This is a genomic window from Dyella sp. (assembly GCF_035503745.1).
GTDB lineage: Bacteria > Pseudomonadota > Gammaproteobacteria > Xanthomonadales > Rhodanobacteraceae > Dyella_B.
This window is the reverse complement of the sequence record NZ_DATJTC010000038.1, coordinates 12,858-38,797: the sequence shown is the minus strand read 5'-3', so window position 1 is coordinate 38,797 and position 25,940 is coordinate 12,858. Positions and strand designations below refer to the sequence as shown.

The following is a 25,940-nucleotide window of genomic DNA, read 5'->3' as shown; positions in this document are numbered from 1 at the left end:
AACGCTATATGTCGATCACTCCGCCGCCACCGCGTGCTCGTCCATGCCCGGCTGCCGCATGCGCAACAGCGCCGCGCCCAGCAGCGCACCCAGCGCAGCGAAACAGGCGCCGGCCAGAAATGCCCATTGATAACCGCCGGTCAGTGCAAAGCTTTGCGCAACGCCCGCGCCCAGCAGCACCTGCGTACGCGCCGCGGCGAGACTGGCCAGCACCGCCAACCCCAGCGAACCGCCCATCATGAACGCGGTGTTGACCACGCCCGAAGCCAGTCCCGATTCGGACGGCCCCACGTCGTTCATCGCCGCCAGCAACACGGGATTGAAAGCGATGCCCGCGCCAAGCCCCAGCAGCACCATGCCAGGCAGGATGTCGGGAAGAAAATGCCCCGCCACCGGCGCACGAGCAAACAACAACAGGCCAAAGGCTGCCATCGCCAAACCCGCCGTCAATGGGCGACGGATGCCAAACCGCATCACCAGCTTCGCCGACAAGCCCAGCGAGAACACCGCCATGATCAGATTGGCCGGCAGGAACGCCAGCCCCACTTCCAGCGGCCCATAACCGAGCACCAGTTGCATGTACAACGCCGAGAGGAAGAACCAGGCAAACATCGCCGCCGCCCACAGCACGCCCACCACGTTCGACACCGCCAGGTTGCGCAAACGGAACAAGCGCAACGGCATCAGCGGCACGCGCACGCGCGTTTCGATCCACAGGAACGTCAGCAGCAAACCCAGCGCCACCGCCAGCTCGCCCAGCGTGCGCGGCGACAGCCATCCGCGCTGGCTGCCGTTGATCACGGCATAGACCGCCAACATCAGCGCTGCCGTCACGGTGATGGCGCCACATACATCGAGGTGGCGCGAGGCCGCGGTGCCGGACGCGGCCGGCAGCAAACGCAGCGACATCGCCATCACTACCGCGCCGATCGGCAGGTTTACCAGAAACACCCAGTGCCAGCTCAACGTGCTGGTCAGCAAACCGCCGAGCATCGCGCCTAGGCTTCCGCCACCCGCGCAGACAAAGCCGTAGACGCCCATCGCCTTGGCGCGCTCGGCCGATTCGGTGAACAGGTCCATGATCAGCGACAGCGCCACCGCCGTCACCACCGCTCCGCCCAACCCCTGCACGCTGCGCGCCACTACCAATGCCAACTGCGTCGTGGACAAGCCACAGGCGAGCGAGGTCAGCGTGAACAGCGCGATGCCGAGCAGAAACAGGCGCCGATGGCCATAGAGATCGCCCAGCCTGCCGCCCAGCAGCAGGAAGCCGCCGTAAGTGAGCATGTACGCATTGACCACCCACGCCAGCGCGGTATCGCCGAATTGCAGATCGGTCTTGATCGAAGGCAGCGCGACGTTAACGATGGTCGTATCCAGCACGATCATCAATACGCCCAGGCACAGCACGATAAAGGCCAGCCAGCGGCGATCCGGGTGTATCGCCACGTGCGCTGCGGAAACGTTGGTCATCATCTCTCCTGTTATGGGTTTGCCGCGCGTCCTGCCCTAACGTCGAACGAGCGACGCCGGAATCGACATACCCCGGCGCGCCGGCTGGCGCAAGAAATGGCATGCTGCGCTGCGGTTTGACAGCCTCGATTTAGATCGATTCAAATGACTGATTACGCGCGTTCCTACCGGTCGTGCCCGGCACGACCCCCACAGGGGTGACAGATGTATCAGGCACCAGGCAACTCCACCGGGCGTTTTCGCCTGAATCTGCTGTTGGCGGCCCTCGCCTGCTTCACCACCGCAGTGTGCGCCGATCAGAACGACACGTTTTACAGCTCCTTCGAAGCCGGCGAGCCCGCACCGCTTGCTGCCCATACGGGTGACGCATTCGCCATCGAGGTCGCCGGCGGCCCCTCGGCCGCCGATGCGTACACCGCCAAGCCCGGCGTCGGTTTCACGGGGTTGCATTCGCTGCACTATCACGGCGACGCCGGCGGCAAGCAAGAGGCCGCCATTTTCGATGTGGATCTACCGGTTTCGGCCGATACGCAGCTTTCGTATCTGTTGTTCCCCTGCATCGTTGCCAACGATCTGCGCGATCCGTCGACCTACGTGTCGGTGGACCTGGTGTTCGACGACGGCAGCCGCCTTTCGGCCACGGAAGCGCGCGATCAGCATCGCATCCCTGCCAACGCCCATGCGCTGGGTGCCAGCCGCACCGTCTACGTCAATCAATGGAACAAGCTGTCGATCGATCTCGGGCGCGTCGCGGCCGGCCGTCGCATTCGGCACATCGTGCTCGTGCACAACGGCCCTGCGGCGCATATCGAGGGCTTCCTCGACGATCTGCGCATCGGCCCGGCACCGCAGGTTTCGGACCAGCATCCCAGTGACGATGTCTATACGCTGCGCGGCACCAACTCCGGCTTCGTGTTTTCGCGCGGCAACAATGTACCGGCCGTCACCTTGCCGCACGGCTTCAATTTCTGGGCGCCCGTGACCGACGCGGGTTCGGATTGGATGTACCAGTACCAGCAGCGCAACGACGCCAACAACCGCCCGCGCATCGAAGCCTTCTCGCTTTCGCACGAACCCAGCCCGTGGATGGGCGACCGCCAGACCTTCCAGCTGATGCCCGCCGCTGTGGCCAGCGGCGCGCCAAGTGCCAACCGCGCCGCGCGCGCGCTGAGTTTCAGCCACGCCAACGAAATTGCGCACGCGCACTACTACAAGGTGCGCTTCGACGACGGCATCGTCGGCGAAATGACGCCCACCGATCATGCCGCCGCGTTGCGCTTCACCTTTCCGGGCAAACGCGGCCAGCTGGTGTTTGACAACCGCACCAATGACGGCGGCATCACGCTCGATCCCGCGCATCGCGGTTTCAGCGGCTATTCCGACGTAAAAAGCGATCTCTCCACCGGTGCGACGCGGCTGTTCTTCTATGCAACCGTCGATCAACCCGTCACCGAAAGCGGCCGCCTGACCGGCGAAGGCCGCGACAAGGTCACCGCGTGGTTCGGCTTCGATACGTCGAAAAACAAAACGGTGAATGTGCGCATCGCCACGTCGCTGATCAGCCTCGACCAGGCCAAGCGCAATCTCGCCATGGAAATAGGCCCGCACGAAAGCTTCGACGACGTGCGCAACAAGGCGCAGCAGATCTGGGACAAGCAGCTGGGCATCGTGAAAGTGCAAGGTGCCAGCCATGGAGAACTAGTCACGCTTTATTCCAACCTGTATCGCTTGCTGATGTATCCCAACTCGGCGTATGAAAACACCGGCACCGTCGACAAGCCGGTGTATCAATACGCCAGCCCGTTCTCGCCTGAAACCGGCACCGATACGCCCACGCATACCGGCGCGCGCATCATGGATGGCAAGGTGTTCGTCAATAACGGTTTCTGGGACACTTATCGCACGGCCTGGCCGGCCTACGTACTGCTGATGCCGCAGCAGGCCGGCGTGATGATCGACGGTTTCGTGCAGGAATACCGCGACGGCGGCTGGATTGCGCGCTGGTCTTCGCCCGGCTACGCGGACCTGATGGTCGGCACCAGTGCGGACGTCGCGTTCGCCGATGCATGGCTCAAGGGCGTGCATAACTTCGACGTGCGTTCGTTCTACCAAGCCGCGCTCAAGGACGCCACGGTGGTCAGTCCGCTGGCCGGCACCGGGCGCAAGGGCCTGCAGCGTTCGATCTTCAACGGCTACACCGACGACGGCGTGAAGGAAGGGCTCTCCTGGTCGATGGACGGCTATATCGCCGACTTCGCCATCGGCAACCTTGCGCAGGCTCTATCTACGCAACACCCAAGCAGCGACCCCTATGGCGCGCAATACGCAACAGATGCGCGCTACTTCCTCGATCGCGCGCTGGATTACACGAATCTCTTCAATGCCGGCATCGGCTTTTTCGTCGGCCGCGACGCCAGCGGCAAGTGGCGCTACACCAAGCAGAATTTCGACCCGCTGCGCTGGGGCGACGACTACACCGAAACCGATGCCTGGAACATGGCCTTCCACGCGCCGCAGGACGGCGCCGGGCTCGCCGCGCTCTACGGCGGACGCGCGGCGCTGGCCGCCAAGCTGGACCAGTTCTTCGCCACGCCCGGCATCTATCACGTCGGCGGCTACGGCGAGCCGATCCACGAAATGCGCGAAGCGCAGGCCGTGCGCATGGGCCAATACGGCCACAGCAATCAGCCCTCGCATCACATCATCTACATGTACGACTATGCGGGCGAACCGTGGAAGGCGCAAGACAAAGTGCGCGACGTGCTCTCGCGGCTCTACCTGGGCAGCGACATCGGCCAGGGCTACCTGGGTGACGAAGACAACGGCGAGATGTCCGGCTGGTGGCTGTTCAGCGCGGCCGGCTTCTATCCGCTGCGCATGGGCACGCCCGAGTACGTGATCGGCGCGCCGTATTTCCCGCACATGGACATCACGCTGGAAAACGGCAAGCACATCCTGATCAACGCACCTGAAGTGAGCGACACCAACCGCTATATCCAGAGCCTGCGCGTCAACGGCCAGCCCTGGCACAAGGTCACCTTGCCGCATGCCTTGCTGGCGCAGGGTGCGACGCTGGACTTCACCATGGGGCCCAAGCCGTCCCAGTGGGGCAGCGACGAACAAGCATTGCCGCCCTCGCTTACCCGCGATGGCAAGCCCGCACCGATGCACGACCTGGCCGGCCCGGGTCAAGGCACGGCCGGCAGCGAACCTTCGATCGCCGATGTCGAGGCGTTGTTCGACCACACCAGCGATACCCAAGCGCAGCTGCCTGGCGTGCCGTCCACCGTGAGCTGGCAGTTCCCGCAACCGCACGCGGTGGCGATGTATACGCTCACCTCGGCGGCGCACGCGCCGGCGCCTTCCGGCTGGACGCTTGAGGCATCCGACGACGGTCAACACTGGACGGTGCTGGATACGCGCAAGGCCGAACGCTTCCCGTGGGCGCGGCAGACGCGGGCGTTCGAGATCCGCCAGGCGGGCGCGTATCGCTATTACCGGTTCCAGTTCGACAACGGGTCGCCGACGGCCCTGGCGGAAATCGGCTTGCTGGGCCACTGACGCGGCGCCGATCCCGGCTTCGACCCGCGCCTCCACGTCGTTCCGGCGAAAACCGGTTGGCGTAGCCCAAAAGTCATGCTCACAACCCCTTCGCCGGGGACTATGGTGGGGAACTGTTTCCCCACATAGGTGATGGCCATGCAACGGCTTAAGAGGATTATCACAGCGACGGTACTGGGAAGTGCCACCACCCTGATGGCGGTGCCTGCCGTATTGGGCGCGAATGCGGGCAGCCAGGTTCCGCCGGGACCCGCCATCGGCATCGACCTGGCCGGCATCGACCATGCGATCAAGCCGGGCGACGATTTCTTCGGCTACGCCAACGGCACCTGGTTGAAAACGGCGCAGATCCCCGCCGACCGCTCCAGCACCGGCACCTTCCTGCAGGTGTACGAACAGGCCGAGAAACACACCGCCGAACTGATCAAGAACATCGGCAGCGCGCACGCGGCGCCCGGTTCCAACGAACGGAAGATCGCCGACTATTACGCCGCGGTCATGGACACGGCCAACATCGAAAAACGCGGCCTGGCCTCGATCAAGCCGCAGCTAGAGCAGATCGACGCGATCAAGACGCGCGACGATCTGGCTACCGTGCTCGGCAGCGAACAGCGCGCCGACGTCGATCCGATCAATAACACCAATTTCCACACCGAACACCTGTTTGGCCTGTTTGTGACGCAAGGCCTGGAAGACCCTGCGCATAACATGGCATATCTGCTGCAGGGTGGCATCGCGATGCCCAGCCGCGAGTACTACCTCTCGCAGGACGCGCAGATGGCCGCATTCCGGGCCAAGTACCAGACCTACGTCACGTCGCTGCTGAAACTGGCCGGCACACCCGACGCCGACGCGCAGGCCAAGGCGATCATCGCGCTGGAAACCAAGATCGCAAAGGCGCAGGAGAGCCTGGTCGACAGCCAAGACGTGCACAAGGCGAACAATGTCTGGAGCATGAGCGACTTCGCGCACAAAGCGCCCGGCCTGGACTGGACCGCCTATTTCAAGGCCGCGGGCCTGGGCGATCAGCAACACATCGACGTGTGGCAACCATCGGCAACGACCGGCATCGCCGCGCTGGTGTCGAGCGAACCGATCCAGACCTGGAAAGACTTGCTGCGCTACCACCTGCTCGACAGCAGCGCACCGCTGCTGCCCAAGGCTTACGACGAACTCAACTTCAACTTCTACGGCACCACGCTGCAAGGCACACCCAAGCAGCAGGAACGCTGGAAGCGCGGCGTGGCCATCACCAATGTCGATCTGGGCGATGCGGTAGGCCAGATTTACATCAAGCACTACTTCCCCGCTTCGTCCAAGGCCAAGGTGCAGGCGCTGGTGAAAAACATCATCGCCGCCTTCGCCGAGCGCATCGACACGCTCGCCTGGATGACGCCCGCCACGCGTGCCAAGGCCAAGGAGAAGATCGCTACCTTGCGGGTGGGCGTGGGCTATCCGGAAAGCTGGCGCGATTACGCCTCGCTTGAGATCAAGCGCGACGATCCGCTCGGCAATCATCGCCGCGCGGAACTGTTCGAATACCGGCACCAGCTCGCCAAGCTGAACCAGCCGGTCGATCGCGGCGAGTGGTGGATGACGCCGCAGACCGTCAACGCGGTGAATCTGCCGTTGCAGAATGCGCTCAATTTCCCGGCCGCGATCCTGCAACCGCCGTTCTTCGACCCCCGCTCGGACGATGCCGCGAACTATGGCGCGATCGGCGCGATCATCGGTCACGAAATAAGCCACAGCTTCGACAACACCGGCGCCGATTTCGACGCGCAGGGCAAGATGGAAAACTGGTGGACGCCCGAGGACGCCGCGCACTTTCAGGCTGCCACGCAGAAGCTGGTCAAGCAGTACGACCAATACGTGGCACTGCCGGGCCTGCATGTAAACGGCCAGCAGACGCTTGGAGAAAACATCGCCGACGTGTCGGGCCTCACTGCCGCGTTTGCCGCTTACCATAAGTCGCTCGACGGCAAGCCTGCACCGGTGATCGATGGCTTGACCGGCGACCAGCGCTTCTTCCTTGCATTTGGACAGGCATGGCGCTCGAAGATCCGCGATGCCGCCTTGCGCCAACGCCTGGCCACCGACGTACACGCACCCGCCAACTTCCGCGCGCAGACCGTGCGCAATATCGACGGCTGGTACGATGCGTTCAACGTAAAGCCGGGCGAAAAGCTTTATCTGGCGCCCGATGAGCGCGTGAAGATCTGGTAAGCCTGCGATCCGCGAAACGTACGGGCCGCACCGTCACCGGTGCGGCCTTTTTGCTTACGCGCTCGTCAACGATGTGGCGCCATCATGCGATGCCCAATCCATCGATCCCGGTGATGGCCTTGCCATCGAACCCGGCGATATCGGCGAAGTGCCGGCCGCGCTCGGCGTAATCGTGGAACTGGTCGAAACTCGGGGCACCCGGCGACAGCAGCACGACGCCGCCTGGTGGCGTGATGGTGCGTGCCATCTCGATCGCGTCGTCAAGCTTGTCGACATCGCCCCGTGGCACGGACGACCTGCCCGCACGTAAAGCCGCCGCGATGCGCGGGCCGTTGGCGCCCTGCGTGACCACGCGCAACGTCGCGCGTCCCGCAACCGACTGCACGAACGGCGACCAATCCAGACCGCGGTCGTGACCGCCCACGATCACCGTCACCTCGCGACCATGCAGACTGTCGAGCGCGGCCAGGGTCGCCAGCGGCGTAGTGCTGATGGAATCGTTGACCCACTGCAAACCATCGCGTTCGCCCAAGGGCTGCAAGCGGTGCGGCAAGGCGCGAAAATGGGCAAGCGCAGGCGCCGCCGCCACCGCATCGAAACCCATGATATCCAACGCCGCGAGCGCCGCGCAGGCATTCAACGCGTTATGCGCGCCGGGAACGGAAAGCTTGTCCAGCGCAAACACGCCCGTCTCGCCGCGCCGGATAAATCCCTCGGCGACATGCCAGCCATCCGGATGGCCGAACAGCCGGCGACGCGGATGCGACGCGGTTTTTTCCAGCAAGCCGGACTGCTCGGCGTTGACCAGCAATTGGTTTGCCGCTTGGGCCAGCTTCAGCTTGTCGGCGACATAGCGTTCGCGCGAACCGTGCCAGTCCAGATGCTCCTCGTACAGGCTGGTGACCACACCCAGCTCCAGCGCACCGGCTTCGCCGGTCTGGAAACTGGAAAGCTCGATCGCCCATAGATCGGCCTGCCGATCGAGCAGTTCGAGCAAGGGCAATCCAATATTTCCCGCCAGCGCGGTGCGCACGCCTAAATCACGTGCCAGGTGCGCGAGCAATGCCGTGGTGGTGCTTTTGCCTTTGGTACCGGTAATGGCAACCACGCGTGCCTGCGAATTTTCCGCAAACCACAACGCGGTGCCGGAGGTGAATCGCGTGCCTTGGGCCTGCGCGGTGACGATGGCCGGCTTATAGGCGGAGATGCCGGGCGACTTGATCACTACATCGTAAGCGCTCAGCGCAACGGCATCCGGTTCGTGCGCATACACGCGCAAGGCGGGGTCCAACGCCTGCGCGTCGGCCGCCTCGGCCTGGCCGCAGTACAACGCAAGCGAAAGTTCCGGAACGCGCAGGCGCAAGGCGTGGATCGCGGCGCGGCCTTCGCGCCCGAAGCCCCAGATCGCCACGCGCTGCCCGGCAAGCTCGGCGATGCGCATGTCAGCCGACGGCCGCGAGCGCCGGCTGCAGGCGGTCTGGCACGCGATGATCGCCGGCCGGCTGCAACCAGGGTTCCAGTGCCAGTTCGGCTACCTCGAGCTGCGGCAGGATCTCGTTGCCAAAGCGCGCCACCAGGGCATCTTCCTGCCATTCCGGCCGCTGGCTCAGTGCGTACATCGCCGCACGCGCCTCGGCGCCTTCGCCCACGCACTCGAACGGTTTGTGGTCGCGGTATTCCAGCAGGGCATCGAAGCCGGCCGTCTGCGTTTCGTCATCGAGCAGGTTGCGGCCGAAGATCGCCAGCAGGCGCGGCTTGGGCAGGAACGGCGCCAGCGCCAGGAATACGAAGTGGCATTTCGGGCACTCGCCGCACCAGCGGTCGGCCGGCCTGGGACCGAGCAGTTTGAAATTGCGATTGCAACTGGAGAACACGTCGAAGTACGGCGTGAGTTTGGCGAACGCGCGCGTAATGGCCAATTCGGAATACGGCCGCAGCAGCGAGCAGTAATGCAGATCGGCGGCCACATGCGTGTACAGCCAGTCGCCCAGCGCCCGCTCGAAGGCGTAGCCCTTGCTCCATTGGTGGTTTACCTGCTGGCCGTCGTATTCGAGCGTGGCCGCGGAGGCGGAACGTTCGTTGGCGAAGGCGATGCTGTCGTAGCCGTAAAGAATCGCCGCGACCGCGAGTACCGCCGAATTCACCGCCGTCACGGGGATATGCCCGTTCCAGGCGCCGAGCCGGTTCAGTTCGAACAGGCCCGGCGCCAGTTCGCGTTGAATGTTGAGCGTGGGAAGCCCCGTGCGTTCGGCGCACGTGGCGATCAATGGCGAATTGCCCACCCACACGGCGGTCGCCGCGCCACCGGCCTGTTTGATCGCTTCGACCGCGACCAGCGAATCCTTGCCGCCGCCGATGGGCACCAGGGTGCGCGGCGGCAGATGCAGCGCCGAAGCCAGCACCATGCCCGAAGGTTCGCCCGAGCGTGGGAACGCGATGCGTCCGCGCAGGTCCAGGCCGTTGCGGTAGGCAAATTCGGCCAGGCCATGCAGGTACAGGGCATCGAGCAGATCGGCCGTGGCATCGTCCAGCGGCCCGCTGCAAAGCTCGATCTTCGGCGGCACGCCGGCCTTGTAATAGCTGACGCCGGCGATCAGATGCAGCAGCGTCAACGCCGCTTCGAAAGCGTGCTTGCGCTCGGCGGTAACGGCGGGGGCGGCCGGAAAACGCACGCGCTCGATCAGTTCCTCGCCCTGGTCGAAGGCATACACCAGCTCCGCGACGCCGTCGGCGTAACTGCAGCGCACGAAGCGGAAGACCTGAGTCAGGCGGGGTTGGATCGGGTTGGTCACTCGCAAAGCTCCGGATCTGTTTCTAACGTGTTGCAATGGCGGCCCCTCACCCCCGCCCGTTCCTCGGGGGGGGTAGCGGGAGGAACCGCGTCGCGCTGTGCCCCCTCTCCCCTCCGGGGAGAGGGCCGGGAGTGAAAGGTCGCTCCTGCCAGAGCCTCCAAAATCACCCCAAGCACTGCTTCGGTATTTTTCAATACATCATTGTTCCAGAAACGCAGCACACGGTAACCCATTCCTTCAAGTCGATACGTACGATCGGCATCCTTTGCCATCATTTCCACATGTTGTCCGCCGTCGAGCTCCAGAATCAGGCAGTATCCGGACAGATGAAATCGACGATATAGCGATCGATTCCATGTTGGCGGCAGAATTTCCATCCCAAGCAATGGCGATTGCGCAAATGGCGCCAGAGCAAGCGCTCGGCATCGGCCATATTCCGCCGCAGCTTCCTCATCCGATCCACGTGCAAACGTTTCATCCTTGCGACTCCGCGCTTTTCCCCTTCTCCCCCTCCGGGGAGAAGGCCGGGATGAGGGGATAACCTTGCGAGAAGGCATCCTCAAACCGGCTTCGATTTTCCTTCATCGCAAGATTGTCCCCTCACCCTCCCCTCTCCCCGAAGAGGAGAGGAAAGAGCGCGGCGTCACTCCAGGATGATCTCTTGCGCCTCGTCCCGCAGATTGTACGGCGAGGACATCACTTTCCCGTAGGCGCCGGCCTGGGCGATCAACACCACGTCGCCCTCTTTGGCCTCGGGCAGGCGGCGATCGGAGCCGATCACGTCGCCGCTTTCGCAAATCGGGCCCACCACCTGGTACAGCGCCGTCGCCGGCTCGTCCAGGCGGGTGAGATTGACGATTTCATGCCAGGCGTCGTACAGCGCGGGACGGATCAGGCTGTTCATGCCGGTGTCCACGCCCAGGTAACGCCAGCTGCCCTTGCCCTTCTGTTGCGTGACGCGGGCAAGCAGCACGCCGGCATCGGCCACCAGGTAGCGGCCGGGCTCCATCCACAGCTGGTAGTGCGGGTAGGCCGCCTTGACCTTGCGCAGCACCTCGTCCAGCGCGGCGATGTCCAGCCGTGCTTCGCCCGGATGCGAAGGCACGCCCAGACCCCCGCCGATGTCGAGGAACGCCACGCTGCCGATACGTTCGGCGAGACTGGCCAGCTGGCCGTACACCTCGCCCCAGTGCTTGTCGTCGAGGATGCCCGAGCCCAGGTGCGCGTGCAGGCCGCGCACGGTGACATGATGCGCGTCGGCCAGACGCAGGAATGCGTCGATCTGGTCCACCGGCAAGCCGAATTTGCTACCGCTGCCGCCGGTACGCACTTTTTCGTGATGCCCCAGCCCACGTCCGAGATCCACGCGCAGCACGATGTCGCGTCCGCGGAAAACCTCGCCCCAGTGTTCCAGCGGATAGAGCGAATCGAGCGAGACGGTGGCGCGGGTGCCCAGCGCCCATGCGTAGTCCTCGCGCGGCGCGAAATTGGGCGTGAACAACAGCGGTGCCGACTCGGGAACCGCGGCCATCACGGCCTTCAATTCGCCCGGCGAGACGCATTCGAAACCGAAGCCCTCTTCGGCCAGTGCGCGCAGGATGGCCGGATGCGTGTTTGCCTTGACCGCGTAATGCAGCCGGTCCACGGCCGCCAGCGTTTTCAGATTGCGCGCCTGCTGACGCACCGTGGGCAGGTGATACACGTAGCGTGGCGTGGCCTGGGTGCCCAGTTGCAGCAGCCGATCGCGGCACGCCGTGCGCCACCAGGCGTCGCCCGCGGGCGCCGCTTCGCCGCTGCCGTACAGGCTTTGCCAGCTGGAGCCGAACAGGGCGCTGTCGTCGGTGCGCAACGCGCCGGCGGCGATCAGCATGTCGTGCAGGCGTGGGATCAGCTCGTCCACCACGCTCTCATCCACCACGAAGGTGAGGTTGAGGTTGTTGGACGATTGCGAGATCAGGTGCACGCGCAACTGGCCAAATTCCGCCAGCACGCCCGACAAGGTATGCAGCATGGAGCGCATGCCGCGCCCGACCAGGGTGATGGCCGCGCACGGCGCGATGACTTTCACGCGGCACACCTTCGCCAGGTCGCTGGCCAGCGCGGCGACCGCATCGGAATCGAGCAGGTTTTCGGTGGGATCGAGCGACACGGTGACGTTGGTCTCGGCCGAACTGATCAAATCCACCGACAGCCCGTGTTGCTTGAATTGCGCGAACACGTCGGCCAGGAAGCCGACCTGCTGCCACATGCCCACCGACTCCATCGATATCAGCGTGATGCCCTTGCGCGCACTGATCGCTTTGACGCTTGGCGCGTGTTCGCGCACTTCGGGCCCGATCACCGTGCCCTCGAGTTCGGGCCGGTTGGTGTCCTTGATCAGCATCGGTACGCGCGGCTCGCGCAGTGGCGAGAGGCAGCGCGGATGCAGCACCTTGGCGCCGGTGGAGGCGATTTCCTGCGCCTCTTCGTAATCGAGCTTCTGCAACAGGCGCGCACCGGGCACCTGGCGCGGATTGGCGGTGAACATGCCGGCGACGTCGGTCCAGATCTCCACCCGCTGCGCTTTCAGCAACGCGCCGAAATAGGAGGCCGACGTATCCGAACCGCCGCGGCCGAGCAGCACCGTGCGCCCCTGCGCTTCGCGCGCGATGAAGCCCTGGGTGATGAACACCTCGCCTTGCGCGGCCAGCCTTTGGTTCAAGCTGGGGTCGGGTTTGGCCTCGACCATCGCCGACAGCAACTTGGTGCGCTCGTTCTGGTTGGGCAGCGCCACCGCCGCCAGGCAATCGCGCGCATCCAGCCACCGCGTGGGCAGGCCGCTGTGACTGAGAAATGCCGAACCCAATGCGCTGGACATCAGCTCGCCATGGGCCTGCACCAGCGCCGACCATGCCAGCTCGCCCAGCACCGCCGGACCTTCATCGGCCAGCCGTGCCAATTCGCTCAAGCGCGCCGCGAGGGTGTCGGGAACGGCCAGCTGCATGTGATCGAGCAGGTCGTAGTGACGTTGCGCGATCGCCTTGGCAGCCTCGATTCGTTTGCCTTTGTCTTCCTGTGCGCACAATTGTTTGAGTGCGTCGGTGATGCCGGTGAGCGCGGACACGACCACCAGCACGCGCGCGCCTTCGGCACGGCGGCTGGCGACCAGCTCACGGATGTTCTGCCAACGTGGCAAGGTGGCGACACTGGTGCCGCCGAACTTCATCACGATCCAGGGAGCGCCGGCGGAAAGCGGCGCGGAGGCGTTGGAGGTCACGGTTTCTCTGTCAGCGTTGCGGGGAAAACATTCCTGCCAGTGTTGCGCTGCATCAGCCGGAATGCAACCGCTGATTGGTACTAAGGGTTTGGACGGCTAAATGCCCCTGCGCATCTTGCCGCAGACAGCTCCTCCCCCTGCTTCGCAGGGGGAGGTTGGGAGGGGGTGCTCTTAAAACTTGCATCGAGGCAAGATTGCTTTACCCCTCCCCAGCCCTCCCCTGCGCGCAGGGGAGGGAGCAGTGCTCGGATTTATTCGACCATGACGGGAATCTTGCCGATCTTCGCCTGCCACTCGCGCGGACCGGTCTTGTGTACCGAGGTGCCGGCCGAATCCACCGCCACGGTCACGGGCATGTCCTGGACCTCGAATTCGTAGATGGCCTCCATCCCCAGGTCTTCGAACGCCAGCACGCGGCTGGCCTTGATCGCCTTGGAGACCAGGTAGGCGGCACCGCCGACGGCCATCAGGTACACCGACTGGTGCCGCTTGATGGCCTCGATCGCCGCCGGTCCGCGCTCGGCCTTGCCGACCATGCCCAGAAGGCCGGTCTGCGCCAGCACCTGTTCGGTGAATTTGTCCATGCGCGTGGCCGTGGTCGGGCCGGCCGGGCCTACCACCTCGTCGCGCACCGGATCGACCGGGCCAACGTAGTAGATGAAGCGGCCGCGGAAATCCACCGGCAACGGCTCGCCTTTGTTCAGCATGTCGACCATGCGCTTATGCGCAGCGTCGCGGCCGGTAAGCAGCTTGCCGTTGAGCAGCAGTACCTCGCCGGGTTTCCAGCCGGCGACGTCCTCGCGCGTCAACGTGTCGAGGTTGACGCGACGGCCCTTGGACGCGTCGTAGGTGAGCTTGGGCCAATCTTCCAGCGAAGGCGGATCGAGCATCACGGGGCCCGAGCCGTCCAGCGTGAAATGCGCGTGGCGCGTGGCGGCGCAATTGGGAATCATCGCCACTGGCAGGTTGGCGGCATGGGTCGGGTAATCCTTCACTTTGACGTCGAGCACGGTGGTCAGCCCACCCAGGCCCTGCGCGCCGATGCCCAGCGCGTTGACCTTTTCGTACAGCTCGATGCGCAACTCCTCGGCGCGATTACGCGGGCCGCGCGCGATCAGGTCCTGGATGTCGATCTCTTCCATCAGCGCCTCTTTCGCCAGCAGCATGGCCTTTTCGGCGGTGCCGCCGATGCCGATGCCCAGCATGCCCGGCGGGCACCAGCCGGCGCCCATGGTCGGCACGGTCTTGAGCACCCAGTCGACGATGGAGTCGGAGGGGTTGAGCATGACGAACTTGGATTTTGCCTCCGAACCGCCGCCCTTGGCCGCGACGATCACATCGACGGTATCGCCCGGCACGATGGAGACGTTGATCACCGCCGGCGTGTTGTCCTTGGTGTTGGCGCGCTTGCCGGCCGGATCGGCCAGCACGCTGGCGCGCAATGTGTTGTCGGGGTGGTTGTAGGCACGGCGCACGCCCTCGTTGACCATGTCCTCCAGGCTCATCGTCGCATCCCAGCGCACGTTCATGCCCACCTTCAGGAACACCGTCACGATGCCGGTGTCCTGGCACAGCGGACGATGGCCTTCGGCGGCCATGCGCGAATTGATCAGGATCTGCGCCATCGCATCCTTGGCGGCCGGCGACGCTTCGCGCTCGTAGGCTTTGGCGAGGTTGGTGATGTAGTCGACGGGGTGGTAGTAGCTGATGTACTGGAGTGCGTCGGCAACGGACTGGATCAGGTCGTCTTGTTTGATGAGGGTCATGGCGGCTGCTTGGACTGGAGGGACGAGACCCGGCGAGCCTTGCACCCGCGGGACGTAACCTCCTTATTGTGCCCCATTGGGCCCTGCCGTTAAAAAAACGGCCGCGCCAGGCGGCCGCAAAGATGGGGCTTAACCCCTTGAATCAGAAGCGATATTCGGCTTGGAGCGAGTACATGCCGATGCGGGTGCTGTAACTGTTATCGGCGTTAGGCGCGCGATAGGTGTCGTAGGCAAGGCCCAGGCTGAACGACTTGTTGACGTTGTAGCCGCCGCCGACGCCGAAGTATTCGCCCGTGGCGACTTCCCAGCCGCGGTAATTGGACGGCTGGCCGGACACATTCGTATAGCGCTCTTCATAGCTGGTACGTGCGCGGAACCAGCCCAGGCGACCGCCGACGTACCAATGCTCAGCGATGTTGTAGTTAAGGTTGGCGCCAAGCAGCCAGCCGCGCGTCTTCACCTGCTGGCGGTCGATGGAGCCGTCCGGAAACGCGGCGCGCGCGGTGGCGTTGCCAAGGTAGCCATAACCGGCCTCGACGCCGTAATCGACCACGCTGTTCCAGCGATAACCCGCGCGCAGCGCGCCGGCCTTGCCGGTCTTGCTGAAGCTGTTGTCATAACCGGTAAAGGGGTTATCGACCTGATAGTGGGACGCGCCGAGATTGGTGTTGACGAACGCATTGCCATCGGCAAGGGCGACGGACGAAACCGTACCAAGCGCCATGGCCATAGCGACTGTTGCGAACTTCCGCATGTTGAGTACTTCCTTATTGAGGGTGGGGAAATCGACCGCCCGACCTGATGGCATGCCAGCGATGCCGTCGCGAGCTTTGAAAAAAGCCGCGAAAAGGTACCCAATTGCGCGCCCGGCGCATAAAGGCATTTCCTACATGGTTGTAGGTCGGCGCTTACGCAAAATGCGTTCGCGAATTTTCCTCACCGCGTACAGACTTAGGCCTACAGCGATGGACTACCTTTACTGACACAACAGTGCGCACAACCGGACGAAGCGCACGAGCCATTTTCCGACAACGAAGCGGCTCCAAGTGCTGATTTTTTCAGCGCGGAATGATTTATCCGACATCTGTCGATAGTCATCGTATTAGACGGCTGATCAGCGTCTTCCCCTACCTGAAATCAGCGAATACCTACATGACGTGCGGACACTTCCCCGCCCGGCGATAGCGTTATACGCTGGTCCAAGCGGTGTGACGGCAGTCATCAGGGGAGACGGACGCCGCCGCGGGGAAAGAATTCTCTTCACGTTAAATGCCTACCGGTCTTGCCGGAGCAGGCCTGGCCGCGTGCATCGCTTGGCACGCACCACGTCGATTCGGCCAACCGCTTCGCCTCGCAAAGGAGATACACCATGTTCGCGAAGTTGCACCGCACATCGCTTTCGTTGTCTCTGGGTTTGTTGTTGGCCGGCTTGAGCGCCGGCGCCGTGGCGGCCACCGCAACGCCTGCCGTCGATACAGGTGCGGCGGCGTCCAACCAGGTCGTCAACGTTACGCTGGTACTTAAGTTGCGCAATCAGGCTGCGTTGGAGAATTTCATCAAGCAGACCGTGACGCCGGGCAATCCCAATTATCAGCGGTTCCTCACCACCAGCCAGTTCGCGGCGCAATACGGCGCCACGGACGAGGCGATCGCACGCGTGCAATCGGTACTCAAGCAGCAAGGCATCACCAGCGAAGTGCTGCCCAGCCATCTGGCGATTCGCACCAGCGGCACGCTGCGCCAGTACAACCAGTTGTTCCAGACCTCGGTGCACAACTTCGTGTCGCGCCAGGACGGGCACAGCTTCCACAAGCCGGTTTCGGCGCCGCAGATTCCTTCGGCCATCGCCGACGTGGTGGATGCAGCCAGCGGCCTGAGCAATGAGCTGATCTATCGTCCGCATCACGTCTCCTCGTCGGCATTTACCTCACTTGCCGCGCAACATCCCAAGACCAGCGCACTGGCGTTCGGCGCGGGCGGATCGAGCAGCAATCCCACCGCCACAGGCATACCCGGCGAATACACGGTGGGCGACGTGGCCAATTTCTACGACATCAATCCGCTCTATAAGCGCGGCGTCGTGGGCAAGGGCTCCACCGTCGCCATCGTGACGCTGTCGAACTTCTATCCCTCCGACGCGCAAACCTATTGGAACGATATCGGCCTGGCGACCAAGCCCAACCGCATCACGCAGGTGCATGTAGATGGCGGCGGGGCCATTGACGGCGGCAGCGGTGAAACGTCCATCGACGTGGAACAGTCCGGCGGCATCGCGCCCTTCGCCAACATCATCGTGTACGACGCGCCGAATGCCGGCAACGGCTTTGTCGATGCGTTCGCGCAAGCCGTGTCGGACAACGTCGCCGATAGCATCTCCACCAGCTGGGGCTCGCCGGAAATCTTCAATTTCGCCGCACTCAACATCGACGGCGCCAGCGATACCGATACCCGGGACGTGGGCGATCTGCGCGCGTTCCACGCGATCTTCCTGGAAGCGGCGGCGCAGGGCCAGTCGCTGTTCGCCGCCGCAGGCGACTCCGGTGCGTACGATACCGTGCGCTCGCTGGGAACCGGCACCGCGGCGGGCGACTTCAGCGCACCGCTGACGGTGGATTCGCCGGCCTCCGATCCATACATCACCGCAGCCGGCGGCACCACCACACCGTACAGCTTTGCCTTCGGCACCGGCCCGGTGCAGTCCATCACCCAGGAAAGCGTCTGGGGCTGGGATTACATCCAGAACTATTTCAACACCTACATCGGCCCCAACGTGATCGACCTGTTCTCCACGGGCGGCGGCGGCGGCGTGAGCGTGTATTGGCATACGCCGTTCTATCAGGATTTCACCTTCGGCGTTCGCAGCAGCGAGGCAAAGCAGTCGCTGGTCTACATCGATCCCAGCGCGGGCCCGACCACGTTGCTGAAACTGCCGTCCCATTTCGCCGGCCGCAACGTGCCGGACGTGGCACTGAATGCCGACCCTGAAACCGGCTACATCTATGTCGCCACCTCCGATGGCGGCGTGATTGCCGGCGAAGGCGGCACCAGCTTCGTGGCGCCGCAGCTCAACGGCATCACGGCATTGCTCAAGCAAAGCACGGGGCATCGCGTAGGCCTGTGGAATCCGCAGATCTATGCGCTGCAGAACTTCTTCGGCTACGGCCGCTTCTCGGCCTTCAACAGCGTACGCGCCGGCGACAACTGGTTCTACTACGGCTCGCCGCACTACAACCCGGGTGCGGGCATCGGCACGCTGGACGTGGCCAATCTGGATACGTTCCTGCGCAGCGGATTCTGATCCTGGCCTGCTGGCTTGAACAACCGGCCCGCACGTCTCGCGTGCGGGCCGGTTTCTTTTGGGCCATACGCAAACGCGCCGCAACCGCTACGATGGATGGCTCGCAACGACGGATGCCACCATGCCTACCAAGCGCCGCTTCATGCAGCTGGACGTGTTTTCCAACCAGCCTTTGCAAGGCAATCCGCTGGCGGTAGTGATCGACGGCGATGGTCTTTGCGATGACACCATGCGCGCTTTCGCGCGCTGGACGAATCTGTCGGAAACCACTTTCCTGCTGCCGCCCACCTCGCCGCAAGCCGATTACCGCGTGCGCATCTTCACGCCACGCCAGGAATTGCCATTTGCCGGCCATCCCAGCGTGGGCAGTGCGTATGCGGCGATCGAAGCCGGGCTGGTGCCGCCCGGTAAACATGCCTTGATCCAGGAATGCGCCGCTGGCCTGCTGCCGATTCGGGTCGATGGCGACGGCGCCGGACGCAGCATCCACGTGCAGGCGCCGCCCGCGCACGTGCACCGCGTCGAGGACGATGTACGCGCCTTGCTCGGCCGCGCGTTGCAGGTTGTGCTGGAAGAGGCGCAGTTGCGTCTTATCGACAACGGACCGCGCTGGCTGATCTGCGACTTGCGCGATGCGGCGCATGTGCGCGGCCTCACGCCCGATCTGCCGGCCATCGCCGGCCTCTGCCGAAACCTGCGCGCGGTCGGCGTGAGCGTGTTCGGTGCCCAACAGGCGCTCGACGCCGCCATGGCGGTGCGCGCGTTCTGTCCAGCCGACGACATCCCGGAAGATCCGGTCACCGGCAGCGCCAATGCAGCGATCATGGCCTTTCTCACCGAACGCGGCGCGCACCGCTACGGCGCGCGCTATCGCGCCAGCCAGGGGCGCGAGATGCAGCGCGACGGCTACGTGGACGTCGCGCGCGATCCGGCCAGCGGCGCCATCACCATCGGCGGCGAATGCGTCATCGCCATCCGCGGCGAACTGGAACTGTAAGCGCGCCAAGCATGGCGGCCACGCCGGCGTTTAGAAACCGGGGCGGGGGCAACCGCTTGCGCCGGACGCTTGCCCTGGCCCAGCGCGATTGCCATGCTCTGGGTTTACGACCGAAGGAACCTTGCCATGACATCACCGGTTGCCGACTACCAGCGCAGCCTTCGTTTGCGGGACGCCGCGCTGGTCGTCATCGGCGGCATCATCGGCGGCGGCATCTTCCTCAATCCGTACATCGTCGCGCAGCGCACCGAATCGGGACTTGCTTTGCTGCTGATGTGGATCGGCGCGGGCGTACTGACGCTGATCGGCGCGCTCTGCTACGCCGAACTGGGTGCGCGCCGCCCGCACGCCGGGGGCAGCTACGTCTACTTGCGCGAAGCCTTCGGACCGCTGGCCGGCTTCCTGTTCGGCTGGACCATGTTGCTGGTGATTTATTCCGGCTCCACCGCCGCCGTGGCGACCATCTTCGCCAAATACGCCGCATCCGTGTTCGACCTGCCGACCGCGACGGCGGCGCCGCTGGCGGTGGGCGCACTGGTGCTGGTCGCGGGCATCAATCTGTTCGGCCTGAAGTTCGGCACGCACATGCAGAACCTGTTCACGCTGCTCAAGCTGCTGGCGGTCGCGGTGCTGGTGGTGTGCGGGCTGTTCCTGGCGGGCGCGGGCAGCACCCCGGTGCTGGCACAGGATCCGGCGCGGCAACACGTGGGTTTCATGTCCGCCTCGCTGCCGGTGCTGTTCGCCTATTCGGGCTTCACCTATCTCAACAACCTTGCCGGTGAAGTACGCGAACCGCAACGCACGCTGCCGCGCGCACTCACACTGGGCATGACAGGCGTGATCGTGGCCTACGCGCTGGTCAACATCGCCTACCTCGCCGTGCTCGGCCACGATGGCCTGGCGGCCAGCCAGACGCCGGCGGCGGACGTGATGGACAAGGTGTTTGGCAGCGCGGGGGCCAAGCTGATCGCAGTGGGCATCGCCATCTCCACCTTCGGCTTCTGCAACATCACCCTGGTGGCCGGCGCGCGCGTGCTGCAAGTGATGGGCGAGGACGGGCTGTTTTTCGCCAGCGTGGGGCGGCTGCATCCGCGCCATCACACGCCCAATCTCGCCTTGCTGCTGCTCACCGGCTGGTCGATCGTGCTGGTGCTGTCGGGCAGCTACGGCCAGTTGCTCGATTACGCCACCTTCGGCGACTGGCTCGCCTGCGCAGTGGGTGTGGCCACCTTGTTCTGGTATCGGCGCCGGCAGCGGGGCGAGGTGTCGTTCCGGGTACCGGGCTATCCGCTACTGCCCTTGATCTTCATCGCCACCATCGGCCTGGTGGTGGTGCAGAGCTTGCGTACCAGCCTGGTCAATACCGGTATCGGGCTGGCCATCATGGCGGCGGGCATCCCGGTTTACCTGGTCTGGCGGCGCCTGTTCCGGCCTGCGCACCCCTGACGCTGACAAGCCCTAACAGGCTGTTGATAAGCCGCCTGTTAAAACCGCGCATGGGCGGCCTGCCGCCAAGCAAGCGCAACCGCGCCTGTTTAGCCTCCATCCAGACACCGGCCCGCCGCGCCGGAAACGTCCGGGCAAGCACGTTCCCGGCCGCCTGATAATTTCCTGCGGCAATGCCACAATGGGCAGATAGGTACCAAGGAGAATTCATCGATGGCGCAAGACCACGCCGCGCCGGCACCTCGCAAGGCCGACAAGGCTGCCCTCGCCCCTGTCGTCAGTGGCGGCGGGATCGATCTGCTGATCAACGGCGAGCACTTCAACCACACCGGCGATCCGGACCTGCCGCTGCTCTGGTACCTGCGCGACGTACTGCGCCTGGATGGCACCAAATACGGCGGCGAACACGGTGAAGGCGGTGCGGACCTGGTGCTGGTCGATGGCAAGGCCGTCTCGGCCATCGGCGTGCCGATGAGCAAGCTGCAGGGCCGGAAGGTGGTCACCGTGGAAGGACTGGCCGATGCCAAAGGCACGCTGCATCCGCTGCAGCAGGCGTTCATCGACGAAGACGCCATCGGCTGCGGCTACTGCACGCCTGGCTGGCTGATCGCCTCGATGGATTTGCTGACGCGGCATAAGGATCCTTCGGACAGCGACATCGACACCCTGCCCAACCTTTGCCGCTGCGGCTGCCAGACGCGCGTGCGCAAGGCGGTCAAGCGCGCCGCCGCGGCCATGAAGCAAGGAGCCAAGGCATGAGCGGCGCAGTGGAACTGTCGCGCCGCCGCTTTCTGCAAGTGCTGGCCGGCACCGCCGGCGCGCTGATCGTAGGCGTGCGCACCGCACTGGCCAACGAACCGCCGATACCGCTGGACATGCTCGGCGATACCCTCTACGGCCTGGGCCTATACGTACGCATCGACGCCGACGGCGACGTGCTGATCGGCGCGCGCGATCCGGATACCGGCACCGGCGTGAACACCGCCTTGCCGCGCATCATCGCCGACGAGCTGGATGCCGACTGGCGGCGCGTGCGCGTAGTGCCGCTGGGCCTTGGCGTGGTCAATGGCAACGGCGAACCGCGCTGGCTCTATGGCCAGCAGGTGGGCGGCACCGGCAACTCCATCCCGCGTGCGTGGCACGACCTTCGCGCCGCCGGCGCGCTGGCGCGCTGGCTGCTGGTGCAGGCCGCCGCGCAGCAACTGGGTGTACCGGCCGATCGCCTGCGCACGGAAAAGAGCGTGGTGATCGCGCCCGATGGCCGCCAACTTACCTATGGCTCGCTTGCCGCGGCAGCCTCCAAGATCGCGCCGCCGCCGAATCTCCCCGCGCTGAAAACACCCGATCGCTACACCCTGATCGGCCAGCCGGCCGGCGACGTCGATGCGCACGCGATCGTGACGGGCCAGACGCCCTACTCGCTCGACCAGCATGTCGGCGACGCCGTGGTGGCCGTGCTCGCACATTGCCCGTGGCCGGACGGACGCCTCGCCGAGAGAGACTTCAGCGCCGCGATGGGCATCAAGGGCGTGCTGAAGGTGATCGAACTCAAGCCCGATCCGGCATTGCCGCCCGGGCAAACCGTGATCGCGCCCGTTGTCGCGGTGATCGCCGACACCACCTGGGCCGCGCTGCAAGGCCGGCGCGCGCTGAAACTGACGTGGAAGCCGGGCCCCAGCGGCAGTGAAAGCACCGCCGCGCTGGAACAACAGGCCACCGCGCTGCTCGCCAGCGACAGCGCGCCGACCACGCGCGTGCGCGACGACGGCGACGTGCAGAAAGCGCGCCGCAAAGCCGCGCGCCACGTCGATGCCACCTACTATCAACCGTGGCTGGCACACGCCACCAGCGAACCGATGAACTGCCTGGTGCGACTGGACAAGACCAGCGCCACGCTCTACGTGCCCACGCAATCGCCACAACAGGCATGGACGGTGGTGCAGCATCTTACCGGCCTGCTGCCCGAGCAGATCGACATCCGCGTGCCGCGCATCGGCGGCGGCTACGGCCGCCGGCTCGATCATGACTACGTCGCCGAAGCGGTGCTGCTGGCCCAGGCCATCGACAAGCCGCTGCGCCTGTTCTGGACGCGCGACGAAGACCTTACGCACGACTACTACCGCTCCGGCTGCGTACACCAGCTCAGCGCCATCATCGACAGCAAGCGCCGTATCCTGGCATGGAACCAGCGCGTGGCCAGCGCCTCGGCGCAGAGTGGCCGCGGCGTGTCGAGCGACCGGTTATGGACGTCCGAAGTGGACGTCAACCAGCTGCCGGCGGGCCTGGTACCCAACTATCGCAGCGACTGGTTCAGCCTGGCCTCGTCCTTGCCGCGCGGCCCGCATCGCGGCATGCCGCATCTCACCAATGCGTTTGCGGTCGATTGCTTCATCGATGAGATCGCGCACGCGCTCAAAGAAGATCCGCTGGACACGCGCCTGCGCCTGATCGGCGATGCACGCCTGGTCCCACTGCAAGGTGGCGGCGCGATCGACACCGCGCGCCTGGCCAACGTGCTCAAGCTGGTGGCCGACCGCATCAATTGGAAGGACTGGCTGCGCTCGGTCAACGGTCTGGGGATCGCCTGCTGGTACATGGATGGCGCCTACGTGGCGCACGCCATCGAAGTCTCGCTGCAGGGCGAGAAACTCACCATCGAGCGCGTGGCATGCGCGGTCGACGTCGGCCGGGTGATCAACCCCATGGGTCTGGAGGGCCAGGTGGCCGGGGCGACACTGGACGCCCTCGCCACCGCCATGAACCTTGCCATCACCACCAAAGACGGCAAAGTGCAGCAAAACAGCTGGAAAGACTATCCGCTCGCCGGCATGGCGCAACTGCCCAAGGCGGTGGAAGTAATCGTGGTGCCGGGTGAAGACGACCCGACCGGCGCCAGCTTCCTGGCCATGCCCACGGCGGCGCCCGCGCTGGCCAATGCGGTGTTCCGCGTCAGCGCCACGCGCGTGCGACGCCTGCCGCTGATGAAAGAGTTCATGCGCTTGCAATGATCTTTGCCGGGTCGGTGCGGCATCGGCTCATTCCCGCACTGGCGGAAATGAGCCATACCCGACGCCGCCCCTGCTCCATCAATGAAACTGATCGCTTGCCGGCACCCACGAACTGGAAGACGGTGCCGGCAGGCGCACGGTTTTGACCGTCTCCGATGGCGGACAATGGGGCGGCATCGGACCGCCGCTGACGCGCGCGGCCGCGCATTCGGCGCTGTTATCCAGATTCACCGGTGCGCTGGGCGCTTGCTGGGTCGCCGCGGGCGCCATGACAGGTATCGAGGCATTTTTCGAAGGAAGATTCAGCCGATCGTAAATCGCCTTCGGCAGCGGCGGCGGCGGCGGATCGGGATTGCTGCAGCCAAACAGCGCCGACGGCAGCAGCGGCATCACCGTGCATTTGATGCGCACGCCCTGCGGCAGATTGAAGGTGTGACTCACCGTGGTTTTCTCGACCGCGTGACGCAAGGCCGTATCCACCGAGCTCTCGCCCTTGGGCGTCCAGTACTGGTCGAACACGGTCGGGCGATACTTCGGCAGATGGATGTTGTGCGACATGATCTCCGTGTCGCCGCGCGGCGTGAGCTGAATATAGGTGCCGTTGGGATTGCCCGGCGCGCCACCGCTCTGCGTTGCGGGCGTGCTGCCCGTACCCGCCGCGGGCGAAGGCTCGCCGTTCTGCGCGCTGTTGTTCTGCGCAGGCTGGTTGGCCCCGTTGGGCTGCCCGGGATTGCCCGTCTCGCTGCCCTGTGGCGTGGCGTTGGGGGCGGTGCTCGCGCTGTTTTGGGTTTCGTTCGACGGCGCCGGCAACGGCGAAGGCGAGGGACTCGATTCGGGCGACGGCGTTGCCGCGGAGGTTTTCTCGCTGGCCGCCGATTCCGGCGCCTTGCTCGGCGATGTGGCGGGCGGCACAGGTGTGATCGACGGCGAGGGATTCAACTGCGGCTGCAGCGACGCCTCGGGCAATGCCGGCGTCGTCGCGGGTGTCGCGGCCGGCGGCGTGACCGGTGCCGCCGGCGCGGGTGTGGGCGGCGCGGCCGGCGTGACCGGCGTCGGCGCCAGCTGCACCTCTTGCGGACGAAGCTCCGGCGTCACTATCTGCGGCGCGATACGCGGCGTGATTGGCTGAACCTGCTGCAGATCCGACGGCTGCAGGTTGACCGTAGGCGCGGTCTTGGCCGGCATCGGCACCGGCGGCATCGATTCCACCGGCGTCGATGGCGGCGCGGCGGGCGCGGGAGCCGGCGCGACCGCGACGACATTGGGCGCCGATACCGGCTGCAGCGATGGCTTTTCCACCGCTACCTGCGGCGGCGTGACCGTCGGCGGCGTTTGCGCCATCTGCGTGGGCAGCGCCACCGAAGGCAGCGGCGGCATCGGCTTGGTGCCTTCGGCCTGCGGCTTGGGTGGCGGTACGGGCTGGAACTGCGGCGGCACCGGCTGCGCGGCCGTCACCGCCTGCAACGACAAGGCCGGTGGCGGCATGCCGACCGGCTTGGGTTGCGCGATCTGCACCGGCAACGCCTTGGGCAACGTCACCGGCGGCAGCGGCGCGGCCACGGGATGCGGCTTTTCGGCAGCGGCAATCTTGGTCGGCGCGACCACCGGCGTCTTGGCCGGTGCCGGGACAGGCGGCTGCCGCGTCACGGCCACCGGCGCCGCCGTCGAGGCTTCATGGGTAACGTGCACGGCCTGCTCGCTGTTGCCGCGGTGCGTGGGGCCGTGTTCTTTCGGCGGCACGCCGCGCACGGGCGGCGGCGGTGGCGGGATCGGCTTGTTGGTGATGATGCGCACCAGCAGCGGCGAACCCTTCGGCTCCGGCGGCGGTGGCGGCAAGTCATAGGGCGAGCCCAGGATCGCGCCGAGCATAAAGATCACATGCACCACCAGCGCACCGAACACGGCGATCACTTTCAGCAGGCGATCGCGCGGACGGTCGCGGATCTTGCGCCGGTAAACGATCGCCCACGTCGCCGCGTCGCGCGGCGACTTGATCATGAGAACTGGCTTGGGCGGGGCGGGCGGGCCCGATGGCGAGGATGACATTCCATCAGTTTAACGGCGCGACGACATTTCTTGATGGCGGTTCGACGCCCTCGTCACGCCGACGCCCGCGC

The 25,940-nt window shown here is 65.1% G+C and carries 16 protein-coding genes; 7 read left to right on the top strand and 9 right to left on the bottom strand.

Annotation, left to right across the window (positions count from 1 at the left end):
- Positions 1 to 15: 15 nt before the first annotated feature.
- A complete protein-coding gene (locus VME63_RS15285; protein ID WP_325434213.1) occupies positions 16 to 1,473 on the bottom strand; it encodes a DHA2 family efflux MFS transporter permease subunit in 1,458 nt (485 codons plus the stop codon).
- A 204-nt stretch (positions 1,474 to 1,677) separates the two neighbouring features.
- On the opposite strand from VME63_RS15285, the gene VME63_RS15280 reads away from it, so the two are divergent.
- Together VME63_RS15280 and VME63_RS15275 are read left to right on the top strand one after the other, a co-directional pair.
- The gene (locus tag VME63_RS15280; RefSeq protein WP_325434212.1) at positions 1,678 to 5,034 is read left to right on the top strand and encodes a GH92 family glycosyl hydrolase; all 3,357 of its coding nucleotides are present in this window, start codon (positions 1,678 to 1,680) and stop codon (positions 5,032 to 5,034) included.
- A gap of 138 nt (positions 5,035 to 5,172) precedes the next feature.
- Positions 5,173 to 7,260, top strand: a complete 2,088-nt coding sequence (locus VME63_RS15275) for a M13 family metallopeptidase (protein ID WP_325434211.1) — start codon at positions 5,173 to 5,175, stop codon at positions 7,258 to 7,260.
- 82 nt (positions 7,261 to 7,342) lie between these two features.
- Here VME63_RS15275 and murD read toward each other — a convergent pair whose 3' ends face one another.
- The 7 genes from murD to VME63_RS15240 all read right to left on the bottom strand — a co-directional run bounded on the left by murD (position 7,343) and on the right by VME63_RS15240 (position 15,828).
- Complete coding sequence (murD, locus tag VME63_RS15270; RefSeq protein ID WP_325434210.1) at positions 7,343 to 8,701, bottom strand: UDP-N-acetylmuramoyl-L-alanine--D-glutamate ligase; 1,359 nt, start codon at positions 8,699 to 8,701, stop codon at positions 7,343 to 7,345.
- Position 8,702: 1 nt separating this feature from the next.
- Entirely contained in the window at positions 8,703 to 10,052 is a 1,350-nt protein-coding gene (murL, locus tag VME63_RS15265) for a UDP-N-acetyl-alpha-D-muramoyl-L-alanyl-L-glutamate epimerase (RefSeq protein WP_325434209.1), read from the bottom strand.
- Entirely contained in the window at positions 10,049 to 10,324 is a 276-nt protein-coding gene (locus tag VME63_RS15260) for a DUF559 domain-containing protein (protein ID WP_325434250.1), read from the bottom strand. Before VME63_RS15260 ends, murL begins: the two co-directional genes overlap by 4 nt.
- 35 nt (positions 10,325 to 10,359) lie before the next feature.
- On the bottom strand, positions 10,360 to 10,530 hold the full coding sequence (locus tag VME63_RS15255; protein WP_325434208.1) for an endonuclease domain-containing protein: 171 nt from the start codon (positions 10,528 to 10,530) through the stop codon (positions 10,360 to 10,362).
- Positions 10,531 to 10,695: 165 nt separating this feature from the next.
- Positions 10,696 to 13,308, bottom strand: coding sequence for a bifunctional aspartate kinase/diaminopimelate decarboxylase (locus tag VME63_RS15250; protein ID WP_325434207.1), 2,613 nt, complete (start codon positions 13,306 to 13,308; stop codon positions 10,696 to 10,698).
- A 251-nt stretch (positions 13,309 to 13,559) separates the two neighbouring features.
- Complete coding sequence (locus tag VME63_RS15245) at positions 13,560 to 15,074, bottom strand: fumarate hydratase (protein ID WP_325434206.1); 1,515 nt, start codon at positions 15,072 to 15,074, stop codon at positions 13,560 to 13,562.
- 142 nt (positions 15,075 to 15,216) lie between these two features.
- Entirely contained in the window at positions 15,217 to 15,828 is a 612-nt protein-coding gene (locus VME63_RS15240) for an outer membrane beta-barrel protein (RefSeq protein ID WP_325434205.1), read from the bottom strand.
- A gap of 615 nt (positions 15,829 to 16,443) precedes the next feature.
- Here VME63_RS15240 and VME63_RS15235 point away from each other — a divergent pair.
- The 5 genes from VME63_RS15235 (at position 16,444) to VME63_RS15215 (ending at position 23,823) form a co-directional block, all read left to right on the top strand.
- Positions 16,444 to 18,372, top strand: coding sequence for a S53 family serine peptidase (locus VME63_RS15235; RefSeq protein WP_325434204.1), 1,929 nt, complete (start codon positions 16,444 to 16,446; stop codon positions 18,370 to 18,372).
- A 121-nt stretch (positions 18,373 to 18,493) separates the two neighbouring features.
- On the top strand, positions 18,494 to 19,369 hold the full coding sequence (locus VME63_RS15230) for a PhzF family phenazine biosynthesis protein (RefSeq protein WP_325434203.1): 876 nt from the start codon (positions 18,494 to 18,496) through the stop codon (positions 19,367 to 19,369).
- A gap of 126 nt (positions 19,370 to 19,495) precedes the next feature.
- Positions 19,496 to 20,815, top strand: a complete 1,320-nt coding sequence (locus tag VME63_RS15225; protein WP_325434202.1) for an APC family permease — start codon at positions 19,496 to 19,498, stop codon at positions 20,813 to 20,815.
- Between the two features lie 213 nt (positions 20,816 to 21,028).
- Positions 21,029 to 21,574: a (2Fe-2S)-binding protein gene (locus VME63_RS15220; protein ID WP_325434201.1), complete on the top strand. Its 546-nt coding sequence runs from the start codon at positions 21,029 to 21,031 to the stop codon at positions 21,572 to 21,574.
- The gene (locus tag VME63_RS15215; RefSeq protein WP_325434200.1) at positions 21,571 to 23,823 is read left to right on the top strand and encodes a xanthine dehydrogenase family protein molybdopterin-binding subunit; all 2,253 of its coding nucleotides are present in this window, start codon (positions 21,571 to 21,573) and stop codon (positions 23,821 to 23,823) included. The genes VME63_RS15220 and VME63_RS15215 overlap by 4 nt, the downstream gene beginning before the upstream one ends.
- 78 nt (positions 23,824 to 23,901) lie before the next feature.
- Here VME63_RS15215 and VME63_RS15210 read toward each other — a convergent pair whose 3' ends face one another.
- A complete protein-coding gene (locus VME63_RS15210; RefSeq protein ID WP_325434199.1) occupies positions 23,902 to 25,821 on the bottom strand; it encodes a hypothetical protein in 1,920 nt (639 codons plus the stop codon).
- Between the last annotated feature and the right edge of the window lie 119 nt (positions 25,822 to 25,940).